The sequence below is a fragment of the Bacillus sp. OV166 genome, from assembly GCF_900177675.1.
Taxonomy (GTDB): Bacteria; Bacillota; Bacilli; order Bacillales; family Cytobacillaceae; genus Neobacillus.
Genome location: NZ_FXWM01000001.1, coordinates 5502897 through 5526003, shown reverse-complemented (window position 1 = coordinate 5526003; position 23107 = coordinate 5502897). Strand labels below are relative to the sequence as shown.

The 23107-nt window shown below is 38.2% G+C and carries 28 protein-coding genes; 18 read left to right on the top strand and 10 right to left on the bottom strand.

Features of this window, described 5'->3' with window-relative positions:
• Positions 1–17: 17 nt before the first annotated feature.
• The 3 genes from CCK98_RS27200 (at position 18) to CCK98_RS27190 (ending at position 2198) form a co-directional block, all read left to right on the top strand.
• On the top strand, positions 18–1058 hold the full coding sequence (locus CCK98_RS27200) for a glycosyltransferase family 2 protein (protein WP_088089446.1): 1041 nt from the start codon (positions 18–20) through the stop codon (positions 1056–1058).
• Positions 1009–1458 carry a GtrA family protein gene (locus tag CCK98_RS27195; RefSeq protein ID WP_088089445.1) on the top strand — a complete coding sequence of 150 codons (450 nt, stop codon included), beginning with the start codon at positions 1009–1011 and terminating at the stop codon, positions 1456–1458. Before CCK98_RS27200 ends, CCK98_RS27195 begins: the two co-directional genes overlap by 50 nt.
• 113 nt (positions 1459–1571) lie before the next feature.
• Positions 1572–2198 carry a LysE family transporter gene (locus tag CCK98_RS27190; protein WP_088089444.1) on the top strand — a complete coding sequence of 209 codons (627 nt, stop codon included), beginning with the start codon at positions 1572–1574 and terminating at the stop codon, positions 2196–2198.
• A 34-nt stretch (positions 2199–2232) separates the two neighbouring features.
• Here CCK98_RS27190 and CCK98_RS27185 read toward each other — a convergent pair whose 3' ends face one another.
• Together CCK98_RS27185 and CCK98_RS35660 are read right to left on the bottom strand one after the other, a co-directional pair.
• Positions 2233–3588 (bottom strand): amino acid permease, encoded by a 1356-nt coding sequence (locus CCK98_RS27185; protein WP_088089443.1) that lies wholly within the window; start codon positions 3586–3588, stop codon positions 2233–2235.
• A gap of 17 nt (positions 3589–3605) precedes the next feature.
• The gene (locus CCK98_RS35660; protein WP_179195943.1) at positions 3606–3767 is read right to left on the bottom strand and encodes a hypothetical protein; all 162 of its coding nucleotides are present in this window, start codon (positions 3765–3767) and stop codon (positions 3606–3608) included.
• 230 nt (positions 3768–3997) lie between these two features.
• Here CCK98_RS35660 and CCK98_RS27180 point away from each other — a divergent pair, with 230 nt between their 5' ends.
• A complete protein-coding gene (locus CCK98_RS27180; RefSeq protein WP_088089442.1) occupies positions 3998–4756 on the top strand; it encodes a yteA family sporulation protein in 759 nt (252 codons plus the stop codon).
• 50 nt (positions 4757–4806) lie between these two features.
• Here the strand turns inward: CCK98_RS27180 and CCK98_RS27175 are convergent, their stop codons facing one another.
• Positions 4807–5025 carry a YozQ family protein gene (locus tag CCK98_RS27175; protein WP_088089441.1) on the bottom strand — a complete coding sequence of 73 codons (219 nt, stop codon included), beginning with the start codon at positions 5023–5025 and terminating at the stop codon, positions 4807–4809.
• 99 nt (positions 5026–5124) lie between these two features.
• Between CCK98_RS27175 and CCK98_RS35655 the strand changes: the two genes are divergently transcribed.
• The 7 genes from CCK98_RS35655 to CCK98_RS27150 all read left to right on the top strand — a co-directional run bounded on the left by CCK98_RS35655 (position 5125) and on the right by CCK98_RS27150 (position 9773).
• Positions 5125–5265, top strand: a complete 141-nt coding sequence (locus CCK98_RS35655; RefSeq protein WP_179195942.1) for a hypothetical protein — start codon at positions 5125–5127, stop codon at positions 5263–5265.
• A 107-nt stretch (positions 5266–5372) separates the two neighbouring features.
• Positions 5373–6269: a cation diffusion facilitator family transporter gene (locus tag CCK98_RS27170; protein ID WP_088089440.1), complete on the top strand. Its 897-nt coding sequence runs from the start codon at positions 5373–5375 to the stop codon at positions 6267–6269.
• 226 nt (positions 6270–6495) lie between these two features.
• Complete coding sequence (locus CCK98_RS27165; protein ID WP_088089439.1) at positions 6496–7434, top strand: magnesium transporter CorA family protein; 939 nt, start codon at positions 6496–6498, stop codon at positions 7432–7434.
• A 166-nt stretch (positions 7435–7600) separates the two neighbouring features.
• Entirely contained in the window at positions 7601–8821 is a 1221-nt protein-coding gene (locus CCK98_RS27160; protein WP_088089438.1) for a tetratricopeptide repeat protein, read from the top strand.
• 18 nt (positions 8822–8839) lie between these two features.
• On the top strand, positions 8840–8989 hold the full coding sequence (locus tag CCK98_RS35650) for a hypothetical protein (protein ID WP_168245543.1): 150 nt from the start codon (positions 8840–8842) through the stop codon (positions 8987–8989).
• Positions 8990–9102: 113 nt separating this feature from the next.
• Positions 9103–9264 carry a hypothetical protein gene (locus CCK98_RS35645; protein ID WP_179195941.1) on the top strand — a complete coding sequence of 54 codons (162 nt, stop codon included), beginning with the start codon at positions 9103–9105 and terminating at the stop codon, positions 9262–9264.
• Between the two features lie 110 nt (positions 9265–9374).
• Entirely contained in the window at positions 9375–9773 is a 399-nt protein-coding gene (locus CCK98_RS27150) for a cytosolic protein (RefSeq protein ID WP_088089436.1), read from the top strand.
• A 264-nt stretch (positions 9774–10037) separates the two neighbouring features.
• Here CCK98_RS27150 and CCK98_RS27145 read toward each other — a convergent pair whose 3' ends face one another.
• Entirely contained in the window at positions 10038–11012 is a 975-nt protein-coding gene (locus CCK98_RS27145; RefSeq protein WP_088089435.1) for a nuclease-related domain-containing protein, read from the bottom strand.
• A gap of 285 nt (positions 11013–11297) precedes the next feature.
• Between CCK98_RS27145 and CCK98_RS27140 the strand changes: the two genes are divergently transcribed.
• Positions 11298–12137: a pirin family protein gene (locus tag CCK98_RS27140; RefSeq protein WP_088089434.1), complete on the top strand. Its 840-nt coding sequence runs from the start codon at positions 11298–11300 to the stop codon at positions 12135–12137.
• Between the two features lie 48 nt (positions 12138–12185).
• Here the strand turns inward: CCK98_RS27140 and CCK98_RS27135 are convergent, their stop codons facing one another.
• The 3 genes from CCK98_RS27135 to CCK98_RS27125 all read right to left on the bottom strand — a co-directional run bounded on the left by CCK98_RS27135 (position 12186) and on the right by CCK98_RS27125 (position 14886).
• Positions 12186–13697, bottom strand: coding sequence for an MDR family MFS transporter (locus CCK98_RS27135; protein WP_088089433.1), 1512 nt, complete (start codon positions 13695–13697; stop codon positions 12186–12188).
• Between the two features lie 214 nt (positions 13698–13911).
• On the bottom strand, positions 13912–14295 hold the full coding sequence (locus CCK98_RS27130) for a VOC family protein (RefSeq protein ID WP_088089432.1): 384 nt from the start codon (positions 14293–14295) through the stop codon (positions 13912–13914).
• Positions 14296–14322: 27 nt separating this feature from the next.
• Complete coding sequence (locus CCK98_RS27125) at positions 14323–14886, bottom strand: NAD(P)/FAD-dependent oxidoreductase (protein ID WP_088089431.1); 564 nt, start codon at positions 14884–14886, stop codon at positions 14323–14325.
• A gap of 263 nt (positions 14887–15149) precedes the next feature.
• On the opposite strand from CCK98_RS27125, the gene CCK98_RS27120 reads away from it, so the two are divergent.
• The 6 genes from CCK98_RS27120 (at position 15150) to CCK98_RS27095 (ending at position 21184) form a co-directional block, all read left to right on the top strand.
• Complete coding sequence (locus tag CCK98_RS27120; RefSeq protein WP_088089430.1) at positions 15150–16727, top strand: ABC transporter substrate-binding protein; 1578 nt, start codon at positions 15150–15152, stop codon at positions 16725–16727.
• A gap of 162 nt (positions 16728–16889) precedes the next feature.
• Positions 16890–17846, top strand: coding sequence for an ABC transporter permease (locus tag CCK98_RS27115; RefSeq protein ID WP_088089429.1), 957 nt, complete (start codon positions 16890–16892; stop codon positions 17844–17846).
• A 27-nt stretch (positions 17847–17873) separates the two neighbouring features.
• Positions 17874–18704: an ABC transporter permease gene (locus tag CCK98_RS27110; RefSeq protein ID WP_088090557.1), complete on the top strand. Its 831-nt coding sequence runs from the start codon at positions 17874–17876 to the stop codon at positions 18702–18704.
• Between the two features lie 18 nt (positions 18705–18722).
• Complete coding sequence (locus CCK98_RS27105; protein ID WP_088089428.1) at positions 18723–19727, top strand: ABC transporter ATP-binding protein; 1005 nt, start codon at positions 18723–18725, stop codon at positions 19725–19727.
• On the top strand, positions 19720–20700 hold the full coding sequence (locus CCK98_RS27100; protein WP_088089427.1) for an ABC transporter ATP-binding protein: 981 nt from the start codon (positions 19720–19722) through the stop codon (positions 20698–20700). Before CCK98_RS27105 ends, CCK98_RS27100 begins: the two co-directional genes overlap by 8 nt.
• Before the next feature lie 19 nt (positions 20701–20719).
• Positions 20720–21184 carry a hypothetical protein gene (locus CCK98_RS27095; RefSeq protein WP_142292200.1) on the top strand — a complete coding sequence of 155 codons (465 nt, stop codon included), beginning with the start codon at positions 20720–20722 and terminating at the stop codon, positions 21182–21184.
• Here the strand turns inward: CCK98_RS27095 and CCK98_RS27090 are convergent.
• The 3 genes from CCK98_RS27090 to CCK98_RS27080 form a co-directional block, all read right to left on the bottom strand.
• Positions 21181–21384, bottom strand: a complete 204-nt coding sequence (locus tag CCK98_RS27090; RefSeq protein ID WP_088089425.1) for a hypothetical protein — start codon at positions 21382–21384, stop codon at positions 21181–21183. The two genes, CCK98_RS27095 and CCK98_RS27090, sit on opposite strands and share 4 nt — an antisense overlap.
• A gap of 83 nt (positions 21385–21467) precedes the next feature.
• Complete coding sequence (locus CCK98_RS27085) at positions 21468–22664, bottom strand: MFS transporter (RefSeq protein WP_088089424.1); 1197 nt, start codon at positions 22662–22664, stop codon at positions 21468–21470.
• 14 nt (positions 22665–22678) lie between these two features.
• Positions 22679–23092 (bottom strand): MarR family winged helix-turn-helix transcriptional regulator, encoded by a 414-nt coding sequence (locus tag CCK98_RS27080; RefSeq protein ID WP_088089423.1) that lies wholly within the window; start codon positions 23090–23092, stop codon positions 22679–22681.
• Between the last annotated feature and the right edge of the window lie 15 nt (positions 23093–23107).

Here is a 23107-nt window from a genome sequence, read left to right as displayed (position 1 = left end):
GCGGGGGTTTAAAACAGATGATGGAACCAGTTCTTACAATTGTTGTGCCTTGCTATAACGAGGAGGAGGTTTTACCTTTGACCATTGCTGAGCTTCAGCAATTGGTGAAAGAGCTGATTAACGATAAGCTTGTTTCTAAACAAAGCAAAATCTTGTTTGTTGATGATGGAAGTCAGGATCGAACATGGGAATTGATTTATAAAGAGGGATTAAGAAATGAATTTGTACGGGGCTTAAAATTATCCAGAAATGTAGGTCACCAAAATGCATTACTTGCTGGTTTATTTACAGCAAAGGATCTTTCTGATTGCGTTGTATCCATTGATGCAGATTTACAGGATGATATAAATGTAATCCGTGAGTTTGTCCTGAAATTTCATGAAGGGTGTGAAATTGTTTACGGTGTTCGAAAAGGGCGGGACACGGATACTCTCTTCAAACGAAGTACTGCCCAAGGATTTTATAAGGTCATGGAAAAGATGGGAGTTGACCTCGTTTATAATCATGCCGATTTCCGATTAATGAGTAAAAGAGCGGTGCAAGAATTAGAACGATTTAGCGAAGTCAATTTATTTTTACGAGGGATTGTTCCTCTTCTCGGCTTTCGCACGGATGTAGTTTATTATGACAGGCTAGAGAGACAAGCGGGTGAAACAAAGTATCCTTTAAAAAAGATGCTCGCCTTTGCTTTTGACGGAATTACCTCCTTCTCTGTTTCACCGATTCGCTTTGTGTTAATCCTCGGATTGGTTTCTTTTTTCTTGAGTCTATTCTTTGGAGTCTATTTTTTAACGCTAAAGTTTTTTGGGAATACCGAGACGGGCTGGACGTCACTGATTACTTCGATTTGGCTTATTGGCGGCTTGCAGTTAATTGCGATGGGATTAATAGGCGAGTATGTTGGGAAAATCTATAAAGAATCAAAACAGCGTCCAAAGTATATTGTTGATATCGATTCATTTAATCTGGCAAAACCAAGGCACCATTTGCTTAATCCAACAGTAGAGGATGAGTTTTATAATCTTGACCTTAGACAAATATCTGAAACCAACAACTAACTCACTTGTTCGATTTCTCCTTGTAGGCATTGTAAATACAATTATTGGTTTGACTTTTATGTTCTTTCTTCTTAACGTTGTGGGCTCTTCCTACTGGACATCCACGTTTGCAGGAAATGCGATCGGGGCATGTGTAAGCTTTTTATTAAATCGGACTTTTACGTTTAAAAGTAATGTTTCCTTCTATAGAGGTCTGCCCAGGTTTTTCGCGCTTCTTTTTATTTGTTATTTTTCCGCCTATTTCTGTAGTGAGAAATTGGTCGAGCTGGGAAGTCAATTTGTTCTTCTTAGCACGTCTATTAAGGAAGGTGTTTCCGTTCTATTAGGCAGTACTTTGTATACAATAGCCAATTATCTTGGACAAAAGTATTTTGTCTTCAAAAATCTAAAAACAGCGTGATAGTTTTCCTGAAGTATTAGTAAGCTCATTTTATTTTTTTGTCGTACAAACCTATTTCTCTGAATAAAAATGGATAGACAAGCTTCTACTCATTTATTAGGGGAGAGATATGGATGAATGTATTTTTGAGCTACATACTTTTAGGATTGTCACTAGCGGCTCCTATTGGACCGATTAATGCCGCGCAAATAGACAGAGGCATAAGAAACGGTTTTATGAACTCGTGGCTTATTGGAGTAGGGGCAGTTGTCGCAGATGGCATATATATGTTTGTTGTTTACATAGGAGTTGTCCAATTTCTTGAGACTGCATTTATGCAAACCTTTCTCTGGTTTTTTGGTTGTTTTGTACTGATGTATACAGGCATAGAAACCTTTATGAATGCAGGCAAGATAAATTTAGAGCATTCCCGAGGGAAGGAACCGCTGATCAAATCTTTTTTTTCTGGGTTCTTAATGTCGATATCCAATCCGTTAACCATTCTTTTTTGGTTAGGTATTTATGGGTCTGTACTTGCCAAAACTGCTGCGACCTATAATACTGGTCAATTAGTGATTTATAGCAGTGCAATTTTTATTGGACTCTTAATCTGGGATATTGCGATGGCCAGTGTCGCTAGCAGCTTCAGACAATTTTTAACAGCCCATTTACTTGTAGTCATTTCCTGCCTATCTGGTCTTTCATTGATTGGCTTTGGGATTTATTTTGGCATGCAAGCTTTTAATATTTTACTTGGATAACAAAAAAATCCAACGAAAAAACTTGCTGGATTTTTTATGCGGTTGGCCAAGGGTTCAGTACTTTTTTCTTAGACTTTTTCCATTTGAACGACATGATTAAGGTAATTGCTCCAATAATCACAAGAAAGGCTAAACTAATAAAAAAGCCGGGCCTGCTTGTTTTGTGAAAAAGTGTTCCACTGACAGCAATTAAAATAAATAGAGCACCAATTGAATACATTATTTTTTCCTTCAGCTTTAACTCTAAGATTTTTCTTGAGGATGCAAGGATAAAGAGCCAATTATAAAGTAGCATCAATGCTGCTCCTGTTGTCACCCACTCATAAATTTGATCTGGCAGTACCAGCGCGGATACAATCGAAGCAGTAATTCCAAGCATTGTAACTAGCAGGGCAGGGAGGGGAACCTTTAATTTTCCCTGTGTTGAAAAACTTGCAGGTGCATCGCCTTCTTCTCCAAGGGTAACAAGAACGCTTGTAACGCCATAAAGAGATGCTGTCATTGTCGAAAACCCTGCTATAATTAATGCAGCATTAAATAAATGCGGAACAAAAGTTAGATGGTAAGCATCTAAGGCAACCACAAATGTACTTTCCTTTGTATTAAATTGATTCCATGAAACGATAATGACCGCTAGGCCGATCGAAATAACATAAATAACCATCAGCGTAAACAACATCACTTTTCCTGCTTTTGGAGCCTCTTTTGGATCTTTTAAATTTGTCGCCATTAAACCTAAGATTTCTATTCCCCCGAAGGCATAGAAAGCAAATATTACAGCTGACCACAATCCTTTAAAGCCATGTGGAATGATTTCGCTTCTACTATTCGGGTACTGAATCGGGCGATCTCCATTAATGACCCCAAAAATTGCTAGCAAAGCTATAACGATAAACATAAGTATTGCTGAGATTTTTAAGATGGCAAGAATATTTTCGAGCTTGTTTAAAACTTTTACCCCGATTAATATAACGGCTAATCCTAGAACAGCATAGATTGTGGCGAAAATCCATAAAGGTATTTTTGGAAGCCAAAAACGAGAAAAAATGGAGAGGGCCGTCATTTGGCTTCCCATAATTAGCACCTCTGAGGACCAGTAAACCCAGCCGCTGCTAAATCCTGCCCATCTTCCATAGGCTTTCTTCGCATACGACCTGAAGCCGCCTTGTAGTGGCTCTTTGGAGGTCATCTTTGACAAAGCATCATAGACAAAATAAGTACCAAGTGCAGCAATGAAAAAGGCAACTAAAATAGAGGGGCCAGTCATCTTAATTGCTAAACCAGAGCCAAGGAAAAAACCTGTCCCAATTGTACAACCCACTCCAAATAAAGAAAGCTGCCACCATTTCATATCGTTTTTTTCGCCCGCACCGGCTTTAGATTTACTCATTGAAATTCTCCTTTTAACTAAATATCACGTCCGGTTGCTCCTGGCGATTTGTCGGTATTATCTTGATTATTATATTCTGGATCATTAAGGCCGGGCTTTTGCGTTTTGTTACCGCCTAAATATACTGCTTGATGTTCCTTTTGTTCTTGTCTGAATTTATCAAAGTTTTCATTAACCACATAATCTCCTCATTTCTCCTATTTGATATTTCTTAAGATACTCGCCTGTTCATTTCTTATTCAGTTAATAATCGATGTATTAGTTAGGTTTTTGATGGAATTAAATTTTCATTACATAATCAACCCCGAAAAAAATGAAAATAAAGGAGAACGAAAAAAATAAAAACAATAAATGGTGAAATAGATCAAGTAATAAATAATTGCGCTTTTCATTGAAAGGGGTTTATCACATGTTATCGACACAGCAGCTAGCTGAGTTACGGTTACAGTTGTTACAGGAAAAGAGTGAAGTGGAAGGGCATTTAGAACAAAATGATCATTTTGGTTTAGAAAGAGGTCATTTTCATGAGTCAATGGGGGAGTTATCCAGCATTGATAACCATCCAGCCGATGAAGGAACCGAATTATATGAACGGGAGAAAGATATTGCTTTAAATGAACATTATCAATTTGAACTAAGAAATATAAATCATGCATTAGATGCGATGGAAAATGGAACCTATGGAAACTGTGAGGTATGCGGAAAGGAAATACCGTTAGAACGTTTAGAGGCCTTGCCCAATACAACCTATTGTATCGAGCACAGCCCTGATCAGGTTACCTCACACAAACGACCTGTTGAAGAAGGCGTTTTGATGCCGCCATTTGGTAAGTTTGATATGGATGAAAAGGACGAAAATGTTGCATATGATGCCGAAGATTCTTGGCAGACGGTTGCAGCATGGGGCACATCCGAAACTCCATCCGATTTAGCCTTCCCACAGGATAGTTATAGTGATATCTATTCTGAAGCAGACGAAAATATTGGCTATGTTGAGGACTATGAAAATTTTGTGGGAAATGACATGTATGGAAATGAAATCAAGGTTTATCCAAACCCTCAGCATGAAAAATACGAAGATGCCCTTGATGAGGAAGGGATCATGACAAGCTTTGGGGATTTACCTGCATTTGAACACGACCCTTACGTTGATCATGATGATAAATGATGGATAAAAAAAAGAAAACAGCTTTCAAGTGAGAGCTGTTTTCTCTAATTTTATTGTTTATCATAGCCTTTTTGTGGAATGGGGATATCCTTTCCATTTACATCATCAATCACAGCACCAATTTCACCTTCAGTATACGTGTCACTAGCTTGCTCATGTGTAGTGGCAAGCCCGGCAGAAAGGTCATCCGATTCTTGATAATAACTTGGATGATAGAAACTACCTGCCAATTCTTTGTTTGGATTAGCTTTCTGATTCTTATTGTCCATCTTAATTCCTCCCTTTTCGTGTTTGATACAAGGGTATTTTTTTCTTTTTTTGACAGGATTACTCCCAATAAAAAATAAATCTCAAATGGAGGTTACATTATGAACGAAAAAAATGAATTCCCATCTCGGGAAGAGTTAGACGAAGCTTTTCATTTTCTGCATGACCAAATCAATAAAATTTCTGTTGTTGAAGAGATCGAAATGGTAAAAGAGGAAAATCAAGGTGAAGAAGGATTATGATTTTGCATATGCCCAACATAGATTAAAGCAGGCAAGACTTTTTCTCTAGACCCATCTAGGTTACGTTTGCTATGATTTCTAGAGGTAATTTTAAAGGTGGTTTACTTATGGAGATGAGAGAAACTCTGGCTAAAAAAGTAGCCTGGATCAGTGTAATCAGTAACATTATTCTTACATTAGGAAAAATAGTCATTGGTTGGTATGGACATAGTGACGCGGTCTTTGCAGATGGAATCCACTCTGCCGCAGATGTATTTGCATCTGTCATTGTGCTGTTAGTGATTAAAATTGCTAATAAGCCTGCCGATAATGAACATCCTTATGGACATGGGAAGGCAGAAGTCATTGTTTCAGGCATTATTGGTATATTGCTTTTTCTCGTCTCCATTTATGTGGTTTACGAAGGCATCAGCGGTTTCTTTCATGAAGTGGAATCACCTAGCTTACTAGCGATGTGGGTTGCCCTATTTTCATATGTAACCAAGATTATTTTATACCGCAGTTCATTAAAGGTTGCGAAACAGAATAAGAGTAAAGCCATTGAGGCAATTGCATTTGACCATAAAGCAGATATTGTCGCATCAATTGCTGCTGCAATAGGGGTTCTCCTTTCCATCGCAGGGAACCGATTCGATATTCAGTTTTTACTATACGGGGATAAGGCAGCTAGTATTTTTGTCGCTTACTTAATTTTTAAAATAGCGAAGGAAATGTTAACAGAGGCATTTGACATCTTACTCGAACGTAATATTAATACAGAGACACTTCAGGAATACATCGCTGTTGTTAACGAGTTCCAAGAGGTAAAACGAATTGACCGAATTAGAGCAAGGGAACTGGGTCATTATGTATTGGTGGATTTACGTATAGCAATCGATCACTATAAAACGATCAAGCAAGGGCATGACCTCGCAAAATTAATTAAACAAAAATTGATGGATAAATTTGACAACATTCAGGAAGTTTTAATTCATTTAAATCCCTATTTTGAGGAAGATGAATAATTCCAAAAAAACTCCTTTGTACTTTCGATGATTTGGGTTTATGATAGGAAAGGATATATAAAAGGTTAGAGGGAGTTGATATTTTTGAGTTATTCCGTAGACCCGGACCCAAGTAGGCGAGGGGAAGTCAATGTTATCTTTGAATGGATTGAATTGAATATCAAGAATATCAACTCTAGAAAAGGTTGTTGGCTTCCTCAAACAAAATGAGTGAGGAGGTTTTGCCATGCTGGAAATTTTTAAAAGCACGGAGACAAAAGTTTTAGAACAAGTAGATGTCATCTCAAAAGGCTGCTGGGTCAATATGTATGCCCCAACACAAGAAGAAATTAATAAGGTATCCATGGATGCTCAAGTGGATGTTGATATCATCAAAGACGCCCTGGATGATGAAGAACGCCCGAGGATTGAACGTGATGATGGCCGGGTCTATATCATTGTCGATTTTCCCTACATTGTTCATGATGAAGATGGTTTTGCTGGTTATGAAACCATTCCAATCGGCATTATTCTTACGGACGAATGTATCATTACCGTTTCCTTAAAAGATACACCGATTTTAGAAGAATTTCGGAAAAACAGAGTGAAAGAGTTTTTTACGTTTAAAAAGACACGCTTTGCATTGCAAATTCTATTTGTCATCTCTTCTTATTATCTTCGGTACTTAAAGCAAATTAACAAGAAGACAAATGAAATTGAACGCGTTGTTCATCAATCGTTAAAAAATAAAGAGCTATTCGCCTTTCTGGCTTTAGAGAAAAGTTTGGTTTATTTTACGACCTCGTTAAAGTCAAATAAGGTTGTCCTCGATAAAATTTTACGCTTTAACTATTTAAAAATGTATGAAGAAGACAAGGACTTATTAGAAGATGTTATTATTGAAAAAACACAGGCGATTGAAATGGCCGAAACCTATCGCTCGATCTTAACAGGTATGATGAACGCCTTTGCATCGATTATTTCGAATAACTTAAACATTGTAATGAAATTCTTAACTTCCATTACAATTATTTTATCCTTCCCAACGATGGTAGCGAGCTTTTATGGGATGAACGTTGATATCCCTTTCCAGCATGCTACTCATTCCTATGCAATACCACTAGTAATCTCTGCTTTTTTAACAAGTTTAACAGCCTTCGTTTTTTGGAAAAAGAAATATTTTTAGATTTACCAGTCCTTCGGAGGGCTGGTTTTTTTGTATATTGTAAAAATTTTCCCAAGTATTAAGTGGTACTAAAATTTTATTTTTCTAATAATCTGAAAAGTATCTGTATGAAATACTCATATTGTTGTAAAATAGTGAAAAAAGGAAAGGCGCGCTGGGTGGCATTATGGAATTTGGAGCCCTGATTAAATTCTATCGAACGCAAAGAGGAATGACACAAGCTGAGCTTTCCAAAGGGATTTGCTCTGTCCCGCATTTAAGTAAAATTGAGAACAATTCAAAAGAAGCAAACGAAGAAACAATTTCCCTGTTACTCAAGCGGCTAAACATAAGCCTAGAAGAGATGGAGGAAAAAGAAGAAGAAATAAAGATCTTACTAAGAAGGCTAGACGGTAAGATTAATTTTTATCTAAGGGATGAAATAGAAGAAAATTATCAGAAACTAGTGACAATAGAACACCTCATCCCATTCTCCAAATATATGTATATCTACGAGCTATATAAATTTAGATATCTTATATTTAAGGGACTTGTTGAAGATGCAGAGCATCAAAGAGCTCTTTTATATAAGCAAAAGAAAAATTTTTCCCAACATGAAGATTATTTATTTCGATACTATCATGCGATATTCTTAATGTGGAAGGGTCAATATCAAAATGCGGATGATATCCTCGAAGTTTTACATACAGAAAATAATAATGAAGCATCAAGTGGGGAATTTCTCTATCATCGATCACTTGTAAAAAGCTCACTTGAGCAATCAGGACATGCTATTCATTTTGGTAAGATGGCCCTGCAAATATTCATGAATCAGCATAACTTCATCCGAATTCTCCACACACTTATGCTGCTCGGGATTAATTATACCCACTCCAATATATATGAGGAAGCCCAGGAGTGTTTTCAGCACTTAATCCGTAACGCAGAATTATTTAAGAAAGATAAATTACTTCCCCAGAGCTATCATAATATGGGCCATTTGCAATTTAAAATGAAGAATGCAAAGGAAGCTCTGTACTATTATCAAAAAAGTTTGGCTTTGCAGCCAAACAAAAATCAGCACTATCTAGTCACATTACATGCGATTGGGGAGCTGTACCATTCACTTAACTCCATCGAAAAAGCAAAAGATTGCTTCCAAGAAGTTAACTTATTGTCAAAAGAGCTGGGGGTTAAAAAATATAGACTCTTGGCGGAATTTTATCTCCTCCACATGACCTCGCCAGCAAAAGCGTTTAAATATTTGGAATCTAAGGTAATTCCCTATTTTGAAGAGGAAAATGAACATAGTGATGACCTAACCTGTTTTTATAAAATGCTTGCAGATTATTACAATCAAAAGGGTCTGGTTGTTGATGCAGTTACTTATTTAAATAAAATAACTTAAATCGGAGGAGGCATTTATATGAAAAAGTTTGTTGTCATAATGTTTTCAATCTCACTGATTGCTCTTTTTACTTCAACTAAGGATGTGAAAGTGTCAACGTCAAGCAGTGACGTGGCCTATTCAACTGAAGGACCGGCATATCATCCCATTCAACCGCCAATTGGCTGATCGTTATCAAAAATCCCTGAACTGATCAGGGGTTTTTTTTTGAGGATTCGAATGTTAATTAAAATTAAGGCAGACAATACTAGGAAAATATTATTATGAAAGAGGTGATAAAAATGAAAAAAGAAAAATCTCCGAGTGAGAAAAATGAGGGGAAATCAGTCGACGAACTTTACGGACTGGAACCGAAAATGAGTTTACAGTCAGTTAATTTCGCTCCAAGTGAGAATACACTCTTAAATGAACATTTTGAAGGGGAAGAGAAACAGTGTGATTAATGATGTCACCTTTTTATCTATTTTTAGCTGATTAGGAATGAAACGTGCTTGAATTAGGGCATGCTATTGACATGTGTTTTTTATTACGGAAAAGAATGAAGGAGGAAAACATGAAATCATTTGTTGTCGGATTCCATCAAGAAGATAATGTAGATAGCATGCAGATCCAAAAACTTAGTCAGGAAGAATTTACGAAAGCCACGGAAGGCGGAACAAGGCATTTATTTGAGCTCGACACAAACATTGGTCTATTTGTGTTTTTTGATGCTGAAGATGAGGACGGGGACCTCTCTTATATGGTATTGCATTATGAGGAAGACAATGAAGACCCAGTTGGTTGCTATTCCTTCCAATTGAAGGACTTTTACGAATTTATGGCTCTATTCTTAAATGACATGGAGTTTAATGAGGAACCAGACGATGAGGACGAGGAAGAATATGGCCCGATTCATCATTTAGCCCATCTTCTCTTCCATGTAGTCGAAGAAGGCAAGGATCTCGAGGTATAACGAGGGGGCATTTTCTGAAAAAAATGCTCGCTTTCCTCAATATTATGGTAGAGGACACCTAATTTAGGTGTCCTTTATTGGGTTTGATCGATATTTTCCTTTATTGGGTTAATTCAAGTGTTGCATTTTTGATTTATGGGCGAATTTCTGCGTTCAATGGGCGAATCTACAGAATTAATGAGCGAATTTAGGAGTTTAATGGGCGAATTTCGCAACTTTATGAGCAAATCATTTTTACCCTGTTAATAAATTTGAAATTAAAACTCACTCTGGGAAGCTCTTTGGAGCATAGGACCAGGATCTGTACTTTCCAAGGCATTGCAGATTACAAGATAGCAGTATTCTTTTTGCTCCATCCCGTGATTTTATATGAGCAAATTCCCGAAACTGCCTATTTGTTATCGTCGGACCAAACAGCAGAAAATAATCGTTCAGTGCGTTAATATGTGCATCCTTTGAAAAAGTATCGCAGGCAGGACAGTACCATTTTTGGTTCTTACGGACAAGGGAATGATTAGAGTGGGTAGGACAGTGGACACCCGTTAACAGGTCACATTTCTGAATACCATATTTATTCAATACATAGCTTGTTGGAATGGTATTCTTTTTCACGAGGAGACGGCAAAGCTTACGGAGGTCTTTAGCGGACAGTTGCGGTTTCGGATATTGTTTCTCTAAAAGGGTAATTTTGTTTAAGAAGACGTCGGCCTTACATACTCGAGGTTTAACTTTGTGGGCATTTTTTCCTGTAACAGCATATGTAGTATAGCTATTACTAATCACCACTAAATATTCAACTGGAACTGCAGGGAAATGATGTTCAGCAAGAAGTTTCTGTAAGTATTTTTGATGTCTTTCTCCCTGAGCAATCGGATAACCGTATCCTTTTTCAATACCATTGTTGATTTGAATAAACTGTTCATTTTCAGTATCAAATATTAACTTTCCGGCCATGTTTTTTACATCGATTGCAAGGGAAAATTCAGGTGCTAGAAGAAGGGTATCGATTTGGCAGTTGTAGTTACCATCAGGTAGGTTTAAATCGTGGAGGATCATATATTTCTGCTGTGGAAGGTCACGATAATAGTAATCGAGCGATTTCTCACCAAGGTAGCCGGCCTGCCTCCTTCCTAGCTCTTCTAAAATTTGTTGGTACTTTTGGTGACTGTATGGGAGTCGCCGCAGTAAAGCTTCTAATATAAGCATAATTAAAGGTTTTGTCCGTTCTTTTATTAGCAAAATTAACACCCCTCTCAGTTTATGAATGAATTCTAGTAGAAGTATAGAAATTCCTGCCGAATTTTATCGATTTTTGTAAAATATTTATCCGAATATATTTCAATGAGTGATTTTCGGAGTTCAATGAGCGAATCCCGGTATTTAATGAGCGAATTTCTAGTATTAATGGGCGAATCCCGGTATTCAATGGGCGTATCTCTTTTTTGCACATAACAATCCTTAAATTTGAAAAAGCATCTCGATAACGATACCATTATCATAATTTACAAAGGGAGGGTACAAAGGATGAGTGAAATTTTCCAAAGGGGTATTGACCGTGTTTGGACGGTACAGCATCACCAGAATAGTCCGATACATACAGCGGGAATGGTTTTGGATCCAAATCAAATGAAAGAGTCAGATCCATTTCTATTTCTAGCAGAAGATTTTTTTAAAAAAGGTACCTTTGATTTCCACCCGCATCGTGGGATTGAAACAGTGACTTATGTGATTGAGGGAAAACTTGAGCATCAGGATAATAAAGCGGGACGGGGGGAGCTTGAGCCTGGTGATGTCCAGTGGATGACAGCCGGAAAAGGTGTGATCCATATCGAAGACCCGGCTGAAGGAGAGACCGTTCATTCCTTGCAGCTATGGGTGAACCTGCCGCGTGAGCACAAAATGGCAGAACCGCGTTATCAAAATCTCCGTGCCAAAGACATGCCAGTGCGCGAAGAGGATGGGGTATTAATCAGAATCTTTTCCGGTTCATCAGGCGGCATTCAATCGACAACGAAAAATTATGTTCCGGTGACAATGGTTGAAATCAACTTACAACCAGGAGCAACCACTACCCAGGATCTTCCGGGAGACTACAAGGGCTTCATGTATGTTTTAGAAGGAAAAGGTCAGTTTGGAAAAAGTAAGACAGAGGCCGAAAAAGGCCATGTGCTTCTGCTAGGAATAGGCGATGCGGGGCAAACCAGTGAAGTTACTATTACCGCCAGGGAATCTCTTCGCGTGTTGTTATATGCAGGAAAACCACTGAATGAGCCAATCGTTGCGAGGGGACCTTTTGTCATGAACACCGAAGAAGAAATCCGCCAGGCCTATCGCGATTATATGGACGGGAAGTTTGCAGAATAAGATAACAAAAATAAGCACTTGGGATAAAATCGCCCAAGTGCTTAACTATTATCCTTTTACCTGTTTCTTACTGACTTCTACCCGGGCATTGCCCATGAAAAAGATGGTAATCGCCGCAATCGCAATGGGAATCAATGTTAGCAAAAAGGTATGTGTGATTGAATCCGACATCGCGTGAACAATTTTATCTAAAATAAAATTAGGAATTTTTGAGCGTTCACTCGCTTGGAAAATTTGGCGTGGATCGCCCATTTTAAAATCTCCTGCACCCTGCATGCCTTTAAACGCATCCTTCAATTTATCCGTAAACAAATTGTTTTGCAGGCTTCCAAAGATCGTTACCCCAAGTGTCATTCCAAATGACCTTAAAAATGAGTTTGTTGAGTTGGCTGTTCCGCGGTATTGAGGCTCCAAATTGTGCATGGAAGCAGTTGGTAATAAAGAAAAGGAAAAACCAACCCCGAAGCCAACCAAAATCATATAAATCGTCAGCAAGGAACGAGCGGTATCAACAGTCAAGGTGCCTAGGAAATACATGCCAAGAACGTATGAAATAATCGAAACAATCATCAAATTGCGATAGGAGGTTTTCGTCAAGAAAATACCGCCCACCGAACTCCCTGCAACAGACCCGAGCATCATTGGTGTTAAAATCAATCCAGCATTCTTAGCCGACCCACCATAAACCGCTTGAACGAAGATCGGTATAAACACGGTTAAAATAATAAACGTACCGCCGTATAAAAAGGACAAAATTTGCGAGGTGGCAAATAAGCGCCTTTTGAAGAGCCAAAGCGGTAAAATCGGTTCAGCAGCCTTTATTTCAGCAATGAAAAAGGCCACAAAAAAGACGAAAAAGCTTGCAAACAAAGCGATGATTGGAGTAGAATCCCAAGCATATTCTTTCCCGCCTAGCTCAAGGGCAAACATTAAGCTCACCACCGAAATGACCAGTGTTATCGCCCCAAGCCAATCAACCCTTTGCTTGGAATGCTGTAATGATTCATGATAATAACGAACAATTAAGTAAATCGATACAATTCCAATTGGCACATTCACATAGAAAACCCAGTGCCAACTAATATAATCAGTTATGTATGCCCCAAGTAACGGCCCTAAGACGCTGGATGCTCCGAAAACTGCCCCCAACAAACCGGTCATTTTCCCGCGGTTTTCAGGTGGGAAAATATCAAAAACAATCGTAAAAGCAATCGGCATCAGGGCTCCGCCGCCGATCCCCTGAATGGCACGGAAAATACTTAATTGAACGATGCTCTGGGCAATACCGCATAATGCCGAGCCAATCAGAAAGACGATAAGTCCAAAAATAAAAAAGCGTTTCCGTCCGTACATATCGGAAAGCTTACCGAAAATAGGCATTCCTGCCATTACCGCTACCATATAGGCAGAGGTGACCCAAATAAATTTATCAAATCCGCCGAGGTCTGCTACAATCGTAGCCATCGCCGTAGCTACGATCGTATTGTCCATAGCTGCCATTAAAATTGCTAACAGTAAACCAGCAACGACTGGTTTAAGATTCGTATCTTTTTTAATCATAAAATTTCCCCTTACTCTAGAAAATGATAAGTAATGAAACTGCTCCTTGTAAGTATTTTGAAATATTTAGGTAAGATTACCAATGCTAGTTATAATCAAGTTAAACCAATTTTAAAAGGATGGGTTTAGACTGTCAATTTTTATGTGAAAACCATCTTGTACTCACAATGAAGAAAAGGGACTCAGCTGCTGAGTCCCTCTCTTTTATTTAAACTTAACGTTGGAAAAACTCGACTTTTTCACCATCGGGTCCTTGCACAAAGAAATTACGATATCCATTCGGAAGTGTCACGATCTCATCACTAATGAAAACAACGTTGACGCCTTTTAAACGGTTGAATTCCTCTTCTATATTGTCCACTAAAAAGGCGATGTGATTAACTTTCCCTTCAGTTGGAAGGTCGGGATTTCCACCATACACTAATTCTAATTCTGTTTCGTCGGACCCATTGAACCCAAGGAAGGCTAAATTTATCGAACCGTTTGCAATCGTAAATTGGTCTTTTAACTCCAACCCAACCACTTTTTGATAAAAAAGAAGTGAGGCATTAAGGTCATTTACCATTACGCCGACATGGTCCATTTTCTTTACTGCCATCTGGCTTCCCCCTTTATGTACCCTTTTTTAAGCTTTTAAAACATCATGGTCAACATAACGTTCCCCGTTTATTTCACTAATAACATTAATCGCCACCTTGGCACCGTCGCCAGCAGTAATAATGGTATGCATACTCACACCGGCAACAGTTCCTGCTGCCCAAATGCCGTCAATATTTGTTTTTCCAGCAGCATCCACGTCAAAAATAGTCTTGATTCTTGGCTCTGTACCTGGCTTTGTTTGTAATCCCGCTGTTTCAGCTAGATCAACAGACATACCAGTGGCAAGGATAACATGTTTAGCCTCATATTCCCCTTGATCGCTTTCAACTATAAAACCGCTTTCAGTTTTACTGATATTTGAAACCGTAGCTTGGACAATTTCTGCACCGAATTTGCTGGCTTGTTTCTTACCAGTTTCAACTAGGTCAGGTCCAGTAATTTCTGCAACACCATAATGGTTCTCAATCCAAGCACGCTTGGTCACACTTTTATCATTATCAATAACCAATGTTTTCTTACCAGCTTTGGCTGTAAATAGGGCTGCACTTGCTCCTGTAGGCCCAGCACCAACAATTAGAACGTCAATCATATCAATAACCTCCATTTTTTTTAAAAATTAAAGCTAGATTAAGCTTAGCGTAATTAGAAACTTATGTAAAATGAACTGCCCGTCAATATTATTATATATTTGAATTCCTCTAATTAAAAAATTACCGCAGTATAAGGAGAAAATAAGAAATTGAAAGGGATATTATTTACTATTATTATACTATCGTGTAAAATTATTGTTTGTAATACATATAAGATTAGTAGGAATTCAAATTAATAGTATTAGCGTAGGGGGAAGACAAATTGGTTCGTAAAAATGTTAATATTCTTGTAGCCATCTTATTAAGTATCTTTCTAGTTCTTGCCGGCTGTTCTTCAAAATCGTTAGATAAGTCAAGTTCTAAAAATGAAGCTACCAACAAACCGGATACCTTTATATATGGAATTGACGGAGATCCTGGGAACGCCGTTAACGTAATCACTACCGGTGACCGTTATGGTTTAATGGAAATTAAAACCCTTTATTCTCCATTATATATGTATAACGGTAAAGATAATATTAAGTACTTCTTGGCGGAAAGCATGACACCATCAGATGATTTCTTAACGTATACAGCAAAATTAAGAAAAGACGTAAAGTGGCATGATGGTCAGCCATTTACTGCCGATGATGTTGTATTCACTTATGAGCAAATGTTAAAAGAGGAAAATGGTGGTTGGGCAAGAAGCCAGCTATTATTTAATAATCAACCAGTTAAAGTTGAAAAAGTAGATGATTATACAGTTAAATTCACGTTACCAACAGTTAGCATGGGTGCAGTGGAAGCATTGGGTAACATTTTCATCATGCCGAAACATGTTTACGAAGGGGAAACAAACATTGCGAATAGCTCAAAAAATGCTACTCCAGTGGGGACTGGTCCTTACAAATTAAAAGAATATAAAGCTGGGGAAAGTGTTACTTTTGAAAAGAATGATGATTATTTCTTAGGTGCACCAAAGATTGCAAAGGTTGTTTACCGTATTATTATGGATCCAAATACAGCTACAATGGCTCTCCAAAAAGGAGAAATTAACGCTTTAGCCATTCAGCCTTCAGATTCAGGCAAGTTTAAGGATTCAAATGTAACCATTAAACCGTACGATGAAGGACGAATTGGTTACTTAGCATTTAACTTAAGCTCAAAAGCAGTACAGAAAAAAGAGGTAAGGCAGGCAATTGCTTTCGGATTAAATCGTGATGAAATCAATACAGCAAGTTATGTATCTACCGATTATTCTATGCCTGCCTATTCTTTCTTACCAAAGAAAGCAACCTATTTTACTGACAATGTAGAAAAACATAAATTTGATACAAAAAAAGCGAAAGACTTACTTTCAAAAGCAGGAGCTTCTAATCTAAAATTAAAACTTGCTTTTATTGCTAATAATCCAATCCAGCAGAAGCAAGCCGCTGTCATCCAACAAAACTTAAAAGCTGCAGGCGTTTCCGTTGAGTTGGTAGGAATGGATGCTACTGCGTTAAGCAAGAAGCTTCAAAGCGTTCAAACTGATTTTGATATGTATCTTAGCGGCTACATTATGGGAATTGATCCAGACACCTTTAATTCCTTATTTGTAAAGAATGGTGAAGCAAACTACATGCATTACAGCAATACCAAAGTAGATGAGTTATTTAATCAAGGTCGTGTAGAGAAAGACGATGTGAAGCGTAAAGTTATTTATGAAGAAATTCAAAAACTTATTATCGAAGATGCTGCCTTCTATCCTCTAACAGAAAACAAACGAATCCTTGCAATTGATTCTAGAATCAAAGGCATCGAAGAAGCTGGATTAGTACCAGTTTACACGTTTGAGGATATGTCGAAGCTATCCTATTAAATAAATAGCTCATTAAGAAGATATAGATAAAGATAAACAGTCCGCTGTTTATCTTTATTTTTTAGTACCAAAAGTAATTGAATGGAAGAGAAATTGTGTGCTAGTATTCGTTTCCGATTAGACTCAAAGTCAATATGAGAAACGTAAGGAGTGGGGTTATTTTTGTTAAAGTATATTATTAAACGGATTTTACAGGCGATCCCTTTGCTATTCATTATTTCAATCATTTGCTTTACCCTTATCCAATTGGCTCCATATGATGCGGTGGATGCAATGACGACACCGAACATGACAAATAAAACCGTTGAACTGATAAAAGCCAGATATGGATTAGACAAGCCTGCCTATTTGCAATACTTTTATTGGGTTAAAGGGATTATAAGCGGTGAATGGGGATATTCCATTGTCACGCATGAAAGTATAACAAATGATCTTTCAGCTAGAATACCAAATACTATTCTCCTAGTTCTTCCCGCTTACATCCTTGCCTTGTTTTTTTCCATTCTTCTTGGATTAATTGCCGGTGCTAAGAAGGGGAAATTAGCGGATAAAGTCATTGATGGTTTAAGTTCATTTGGGATTGCCATTCCTAGCTTTTGGATGGCGATGATTCTTGTGTTCATTTTTGGCCACCGTCTGAATATCTTCCCAATCCTTGGGATGCACACCATTGGAAATGAAGAATCTTTTTCCGATCTTTTAAGTCATATGATCCTACCTTGTACGGTTTTAATGCTTTCATTCATGCCAGAGCTTGTTCGCTATGTCCGTTCATCTACAATTGGCCAGCTTTCCGAAGATTATGTTATGGTTCAACAGGCATATGGGTCCAATTCAACTTCTATTTTATTTAGGAATGTACTTAGGAACGTCCTACTTCCTATCATTACTATTGTGGGAATGAGCCTTCCAATGTTAGTAACTGGAGCAGTCGTAACGGAGACAGTTTTCGGCTGGCCGGGAATTGGAACGTATTTTGTAAAAGCAATTCAAGGGTTTGATTATCCAGTTGTCATGGCCATCATGCTGCTATCAGCAAGCCTTGTCATCATTGGGAATTTGGTTTCAGACATTTTATATAGCATTGTCGACCCAAGAATTAAGGGAATGGGGGAATAGAAGTTGGCCGGTAAGAAAAATAGAAGAATGCAACAGTTTAAAAAAGGACTTAAACGCAATAAAACGGCGGCTATTGCCCTAATTTTCCTTACTCTTATCTTATTTATATCTATCTTCGCCTTTTTGTCTCCGTATCCACCTGATAAGGTCGATGTTACAAGTGTGCTTGAAGGACCAAGTGCGAAGCATTGGTTTGGAACCGACGAGCTTGGTAGAGATTATCTAACAAGAGCCTTATATGGTGGGCGAATTTCCCTCACAGTTGGGATTTTAGCCATGCTTATTTCTACTTGTATTGGAGTATTAATTGGGACAATAAGCGGCTATTTTGGTGGCCGTGTTGATAACTTTTTAATGAGAACCGTTGATGTGATTTCTTCCATTCCATGGATGATTCTTGTGACAGTTGTAAGTATTTATCTTACACCAGGTTTAAAAGCTATTATTCTTGTTATTGGTCTTTTTACATGGATGAGCACGGCTAGGTTAGTTCGTGCTGAAACCCTTTCGATAAAAGAAAGAGAATATGTTTTATATGCTAAATCATCAGGACAATCATTGAAAAAAGTAATTTTGAAGCATATTATTCCAGCCGTTTTTCCTACTATCATCGTGGCATCTACCGTAAGTATTGCCAATGCAATATTAATGGAATCAGCCTTAAGCTTTCTTGGGCTCGGGATTCAACAGCCATTATCTTCATGGGGAAGCATGCTTCAAAATGCACAAGGAAATTTAGGCAATGCACCATATATGGCAATACTACCTGGACTTCTCATTGTACTAACCGTTTATTCTTTTAATAGACTAGGTGATATTCTTCGGGTAGTAGTCGAGCCAAAGACGAGTGGGAAATAATTAGGAGGCATAGCTGTAATGAGCAATAACGTAAAGGATAAAAATAGTTTACTAGATGTTAAAAACCTCCGTACAAGCTTTTACAATGGCAACTCGAAAACGGAGGTAGTCCGTGGCATAGACTTTACTGTTCAAAAGGGCGAAATATTAGGGATTGTCGGTGAATCAGGGAGCGGAAAAAGTATCTTGGTTAAATCGATTCTAGGCATTATTCCGAGTAATGCAAAAGTCGATGCAGGAGAAATCATTCTAGATGGGAAGAATTTCGAAAGCCTATCTAAAAAAGAAAAAAGGGCCATAAGGGGTCGCGATATCGCGATGATTTTTCAAGATCCAATGACAGCTCTTAATCCATTAAAAAAAGCAGGAGATCATCTTGTTGAATTACTAATAAGAGTTAGAGGTATGAACAGGAGAGAAGCTAGGCTCGAGGCTGTTGAACTGCTGAGAATGGTAGGAATTCCTTCTCCTGAAACAAGAGTTAATCAATACCCCCATGAATTTTCAGGTGGAATGAGACAAAGGGTATTAATTGCTATGGCTTTAGCTTGCAATCCGAAGCTATTAATTGCTGATGAACCAACGACAGCTCTGGATGTAACGATCCAGGCTCAAATTCTAGAATTGTTAAAAAAGCTGCAGCAAGAAAACGATATGTCGGTAGTGTTTATTACACATGATCTTGGAGTCGTAGCGACTATTTGCAGCCGCATTTTGGTTATGTATGCAGGTATGGTGATGGAAGAGGGGCTTGTGCATGAAATCTTTTATTCACCCAAACATCCGTATACTAAAGCGTTATTGAACTCCATTCCAAGGGTGGACGGAGAAAAAACGAGATTAAAGTCTATAAAAGGTGCCGCCCCGTCGCTTCAGAGTATGAAGCGCGGTTGTCCATTTGCTGAACGTTGCGAGTATGCGATGGATAAATGTTTCATCGAGGTACCGGAATACAAAAACTTCTCAGCAACACAGAAAAGTATGTGCTTCTTAACAGGGGAAGGAGATCATCTAGATGACTGAGACAAAGCAAATACTCATTGAAGTAAAAAATCTAAAGAAATACTTCCCATTAAAAAATTCTATGTTCAGCAAAAATAAACAAGTTGTAAAGGCTGTCGATGATGTCTCGTTTCATATTTATAAAGGGGAAACGTTTGGTCTTGTTGGAGAATCGGGGTGTGGTAAATCCACATTGGGCAGAACCCTTAATCGTTTGTACGACCCCACTGCGGGAGAAATTCTTTTTGATGGTAAAGATATTGCCAACTTAAAGAACAAAGAACTTCAACCGTATCGAAAAAGAATGCAAATGATTTTTCAGGACCCGTATTCATCACTAAACCCCTATATGAATGTGGAAGAAATCATTGATGAACCGTTAGAGATTCATACCGCATTATCGAAAAATGAAAGAAGAGAAGTCGTTATCGATATGCTTGAAAAAGTAGGCATGAAAAAGGATGACTTAGAAAAATTTCCGCATGAATTTAGCGGTGGTCAGCGTCAAAGAATTGGTATTGCTCGTGCGTTAGCGATCAATCCTGATTTCATTCTTTGCGATGAAGCCATATCTGCACTGGATGTTTCCATTCAAGCACAAGTAATAAATATGTTAGAAGATTTACAGAGTGAGATGAAGCTGACTTATTTGTTTGTGGCACATGATTTATCAATGGTTCGCCACATCTCAGACCGGGTCGGTGTGATGTATCTTGGCAAATTGGTCGAGATATCAAAGAGTGATGAGCTATACAAGAAACCGTTGCATCCATATACGCAAGCATTATTATCTGCAATTCCAATACCGGATCCAATCAAAGCACAGAATAGCAAGCGAGAAATTATTACAGGGGAGCTACCAAGCCCAATTGAGATGGAAACTGGCTGTCGCTTCCGATCGCGCTGTCCATTTGCTAAACCAATCTGTGCAGAAGTAGATCCGCTTCTAAAAGAAGTTGATGGTGAGCATCTAGTTGCCTGCCATTTATATTAAAAAGAGGGTGATGGATAAAATGGAAAAGGTAAAGTTAGCGTTAAATTATGCACTAATGCTTGAAATGATGAAAGCAAAAGGATTTAATAATCCAACTATCGTTGCCCTTTTAAATGAAGGAAATGAAGAATTACTTGAGAGTATCGGTGAAGGTATTCCTTCATGGAAATCAATGGTTGACTATTATCACGGAAATAAACAGAAATGCCATCAGGCCATCAAATCTGGGTATGAATTTTCTTTTTTGACGAAAGGCGCACTTAAATCCTTGTTAGCCATTAAGTTTGGAATGAAGGAAGGCGAAGATTTCGTTGATAATGGAGAGTTTCTAGATACTGTTAAAATGCCTGCCGATAATCTTCAGACACTCCGAAACATGATAGCGAAAAACTGGACAGTCGTCTTGCAAGAAGAAGACAAGGGCCAAGACATGTATCAGCTTAAAATTGAGTTAACGTATAAACCGAATTTCAAGTTAAATTAACTGACTAGATAAAAAGAACCATCATTTCCGTCCTGGGATTGATGGTTCTTGTGTTTAAATTGATATAAATGGTCCTTTTTCGTTTTAGTTCTTCTCGTCCTCATGTCTGTAAAAACAAATGGGCTACGCTTTTTTTCTGGATTGATTCTGCTTTCACGAGTCAGCTTTTCGCGCAATTTCTTGGCTTTAGATTTTGCCATAACAATCACTCCTCTAATAATAATTTGAATACCATTATATAACAAATACTGACTATTAGAGAAGAGGTGATTGCTGATTCTTTTTATTGTTTTAGACTTTTTAGTTCTGGCACGGATGCTTGTTTCCGCGTATGAAGAAAGTAATAAAGAACAATACCCAAAAGAATATAGAATGAACATAAGAAGTAGAGCGAACTATAATCCATTTTTGCGGCCGCTAAGCCTAAAAGAAACGAGCCTAATGCAATACCAATATCATAGATTGATAGGAAAGTAGCTGTAGCTAACCCTCGTTTTCTAGGCGCAGCATCTTGAATGGCGATGGTCTGGAAGGTTGGAAAAAGTGTCCCCCAGCCTAAACCAATCATTCCTGCTGAAAGGAGAAAGCTGACCGCGCTGCCGCTTTGACTTAAAATAAACATCCCAATGGCAAACAATACGATGGATGGATAGACAATCACATTGGGACCATGCTGGTCTAACCATTTTCCAGTAAAAGGTCTTGAAATCAATAAAACAATCGCATAGACGACAAAGAAAAGACTAGAAATCTCGGTAAGGTGTATTTCAGTGGCAAATACAGATACGAAAGAAAGAAGCGCTGAATAAACGATGGCAAGAAAGCAGCCGACAATTGCGATAGGAATGGCGGAAACCTCGAAAAAGCTTCGAAATGAAAACGCAGAATGGACGACCATGTGGTCTGCTTGCCCCATTTCTTTAACCTTTACGCTTAAACCTGTAATCAGGGCCCCAATCGCGACAATGACACTAACGATAAACAGGGTTTTTGCTCCCCATTGTTGAATGGCCGTTAAGCCGATAAATGGCCCTAGCACCATCGCCATATTCGTCGACATAATAAAATAGCCCATGCCTTCACCACGGCGTGAATTCGGGATGAGATCTGCCACGATTGCCCCTGCAGCGGTTGTTGCCATGCCAAAACCAATTCCGTGTAATAACCGAATGAAAAGAAAACCAATGATTGTTTTTGGAAAAAAGTATAACAGGGAGGCGCCTGAGAAAATTATCAGTGCGGTAAGCAGCACCTTTTTGTGACCAGCTTTTTCAAGCCATTGACCAGCCAGCGGACGGGAGATAATCGCAGAAAATAAAAAGACCGTTGTCATTAACCCCGCTTCTGATGCATTGCTATGGAACTCCTGTATCGCATAAATAGGAAGTGTGACGAGTAAAACATAAAAGGTTAAAAATAGAAAGAAGTTACTTAAAGAAATACTTATAAAACTTTTCGTCCATAATTTAGGTTTATTCATATGATCCGCTCCTTTTATAAAAGCTGTTGCAACCAGCTTTTTTGCAAATTTAAAAGCTCTTCCTGTGATGTCTCTGGGAAATGCTTCAATATTGACTGATTCGTTTCAAAGACTCTTCTTTCCCATTCGGGGAACATCTTTAACGCCACATCTGTTAATTGAATCAGTTTCTCACGTTTGTCTTTACCGGGGACCTGACGTACGTATCCTTGTTTAACAAGCCGTTGAATGGTACGGGTCATTGGAGGTGCCTCAACAAATAAGTAATCACAAAGTTCTTTTTGGCTTAAAGAGCCTTTGGTTTTTAAAACAAAAATGACAGACCATTGTGACCCGTATAACCCTAATGGTTTTAATGCTTCATTAAGTGTATTGGTAAGATGGCGTGATAGCTGATGCAGCGTATGGAATAATTCATGGCTATTCATTTATGTAGGTCACCT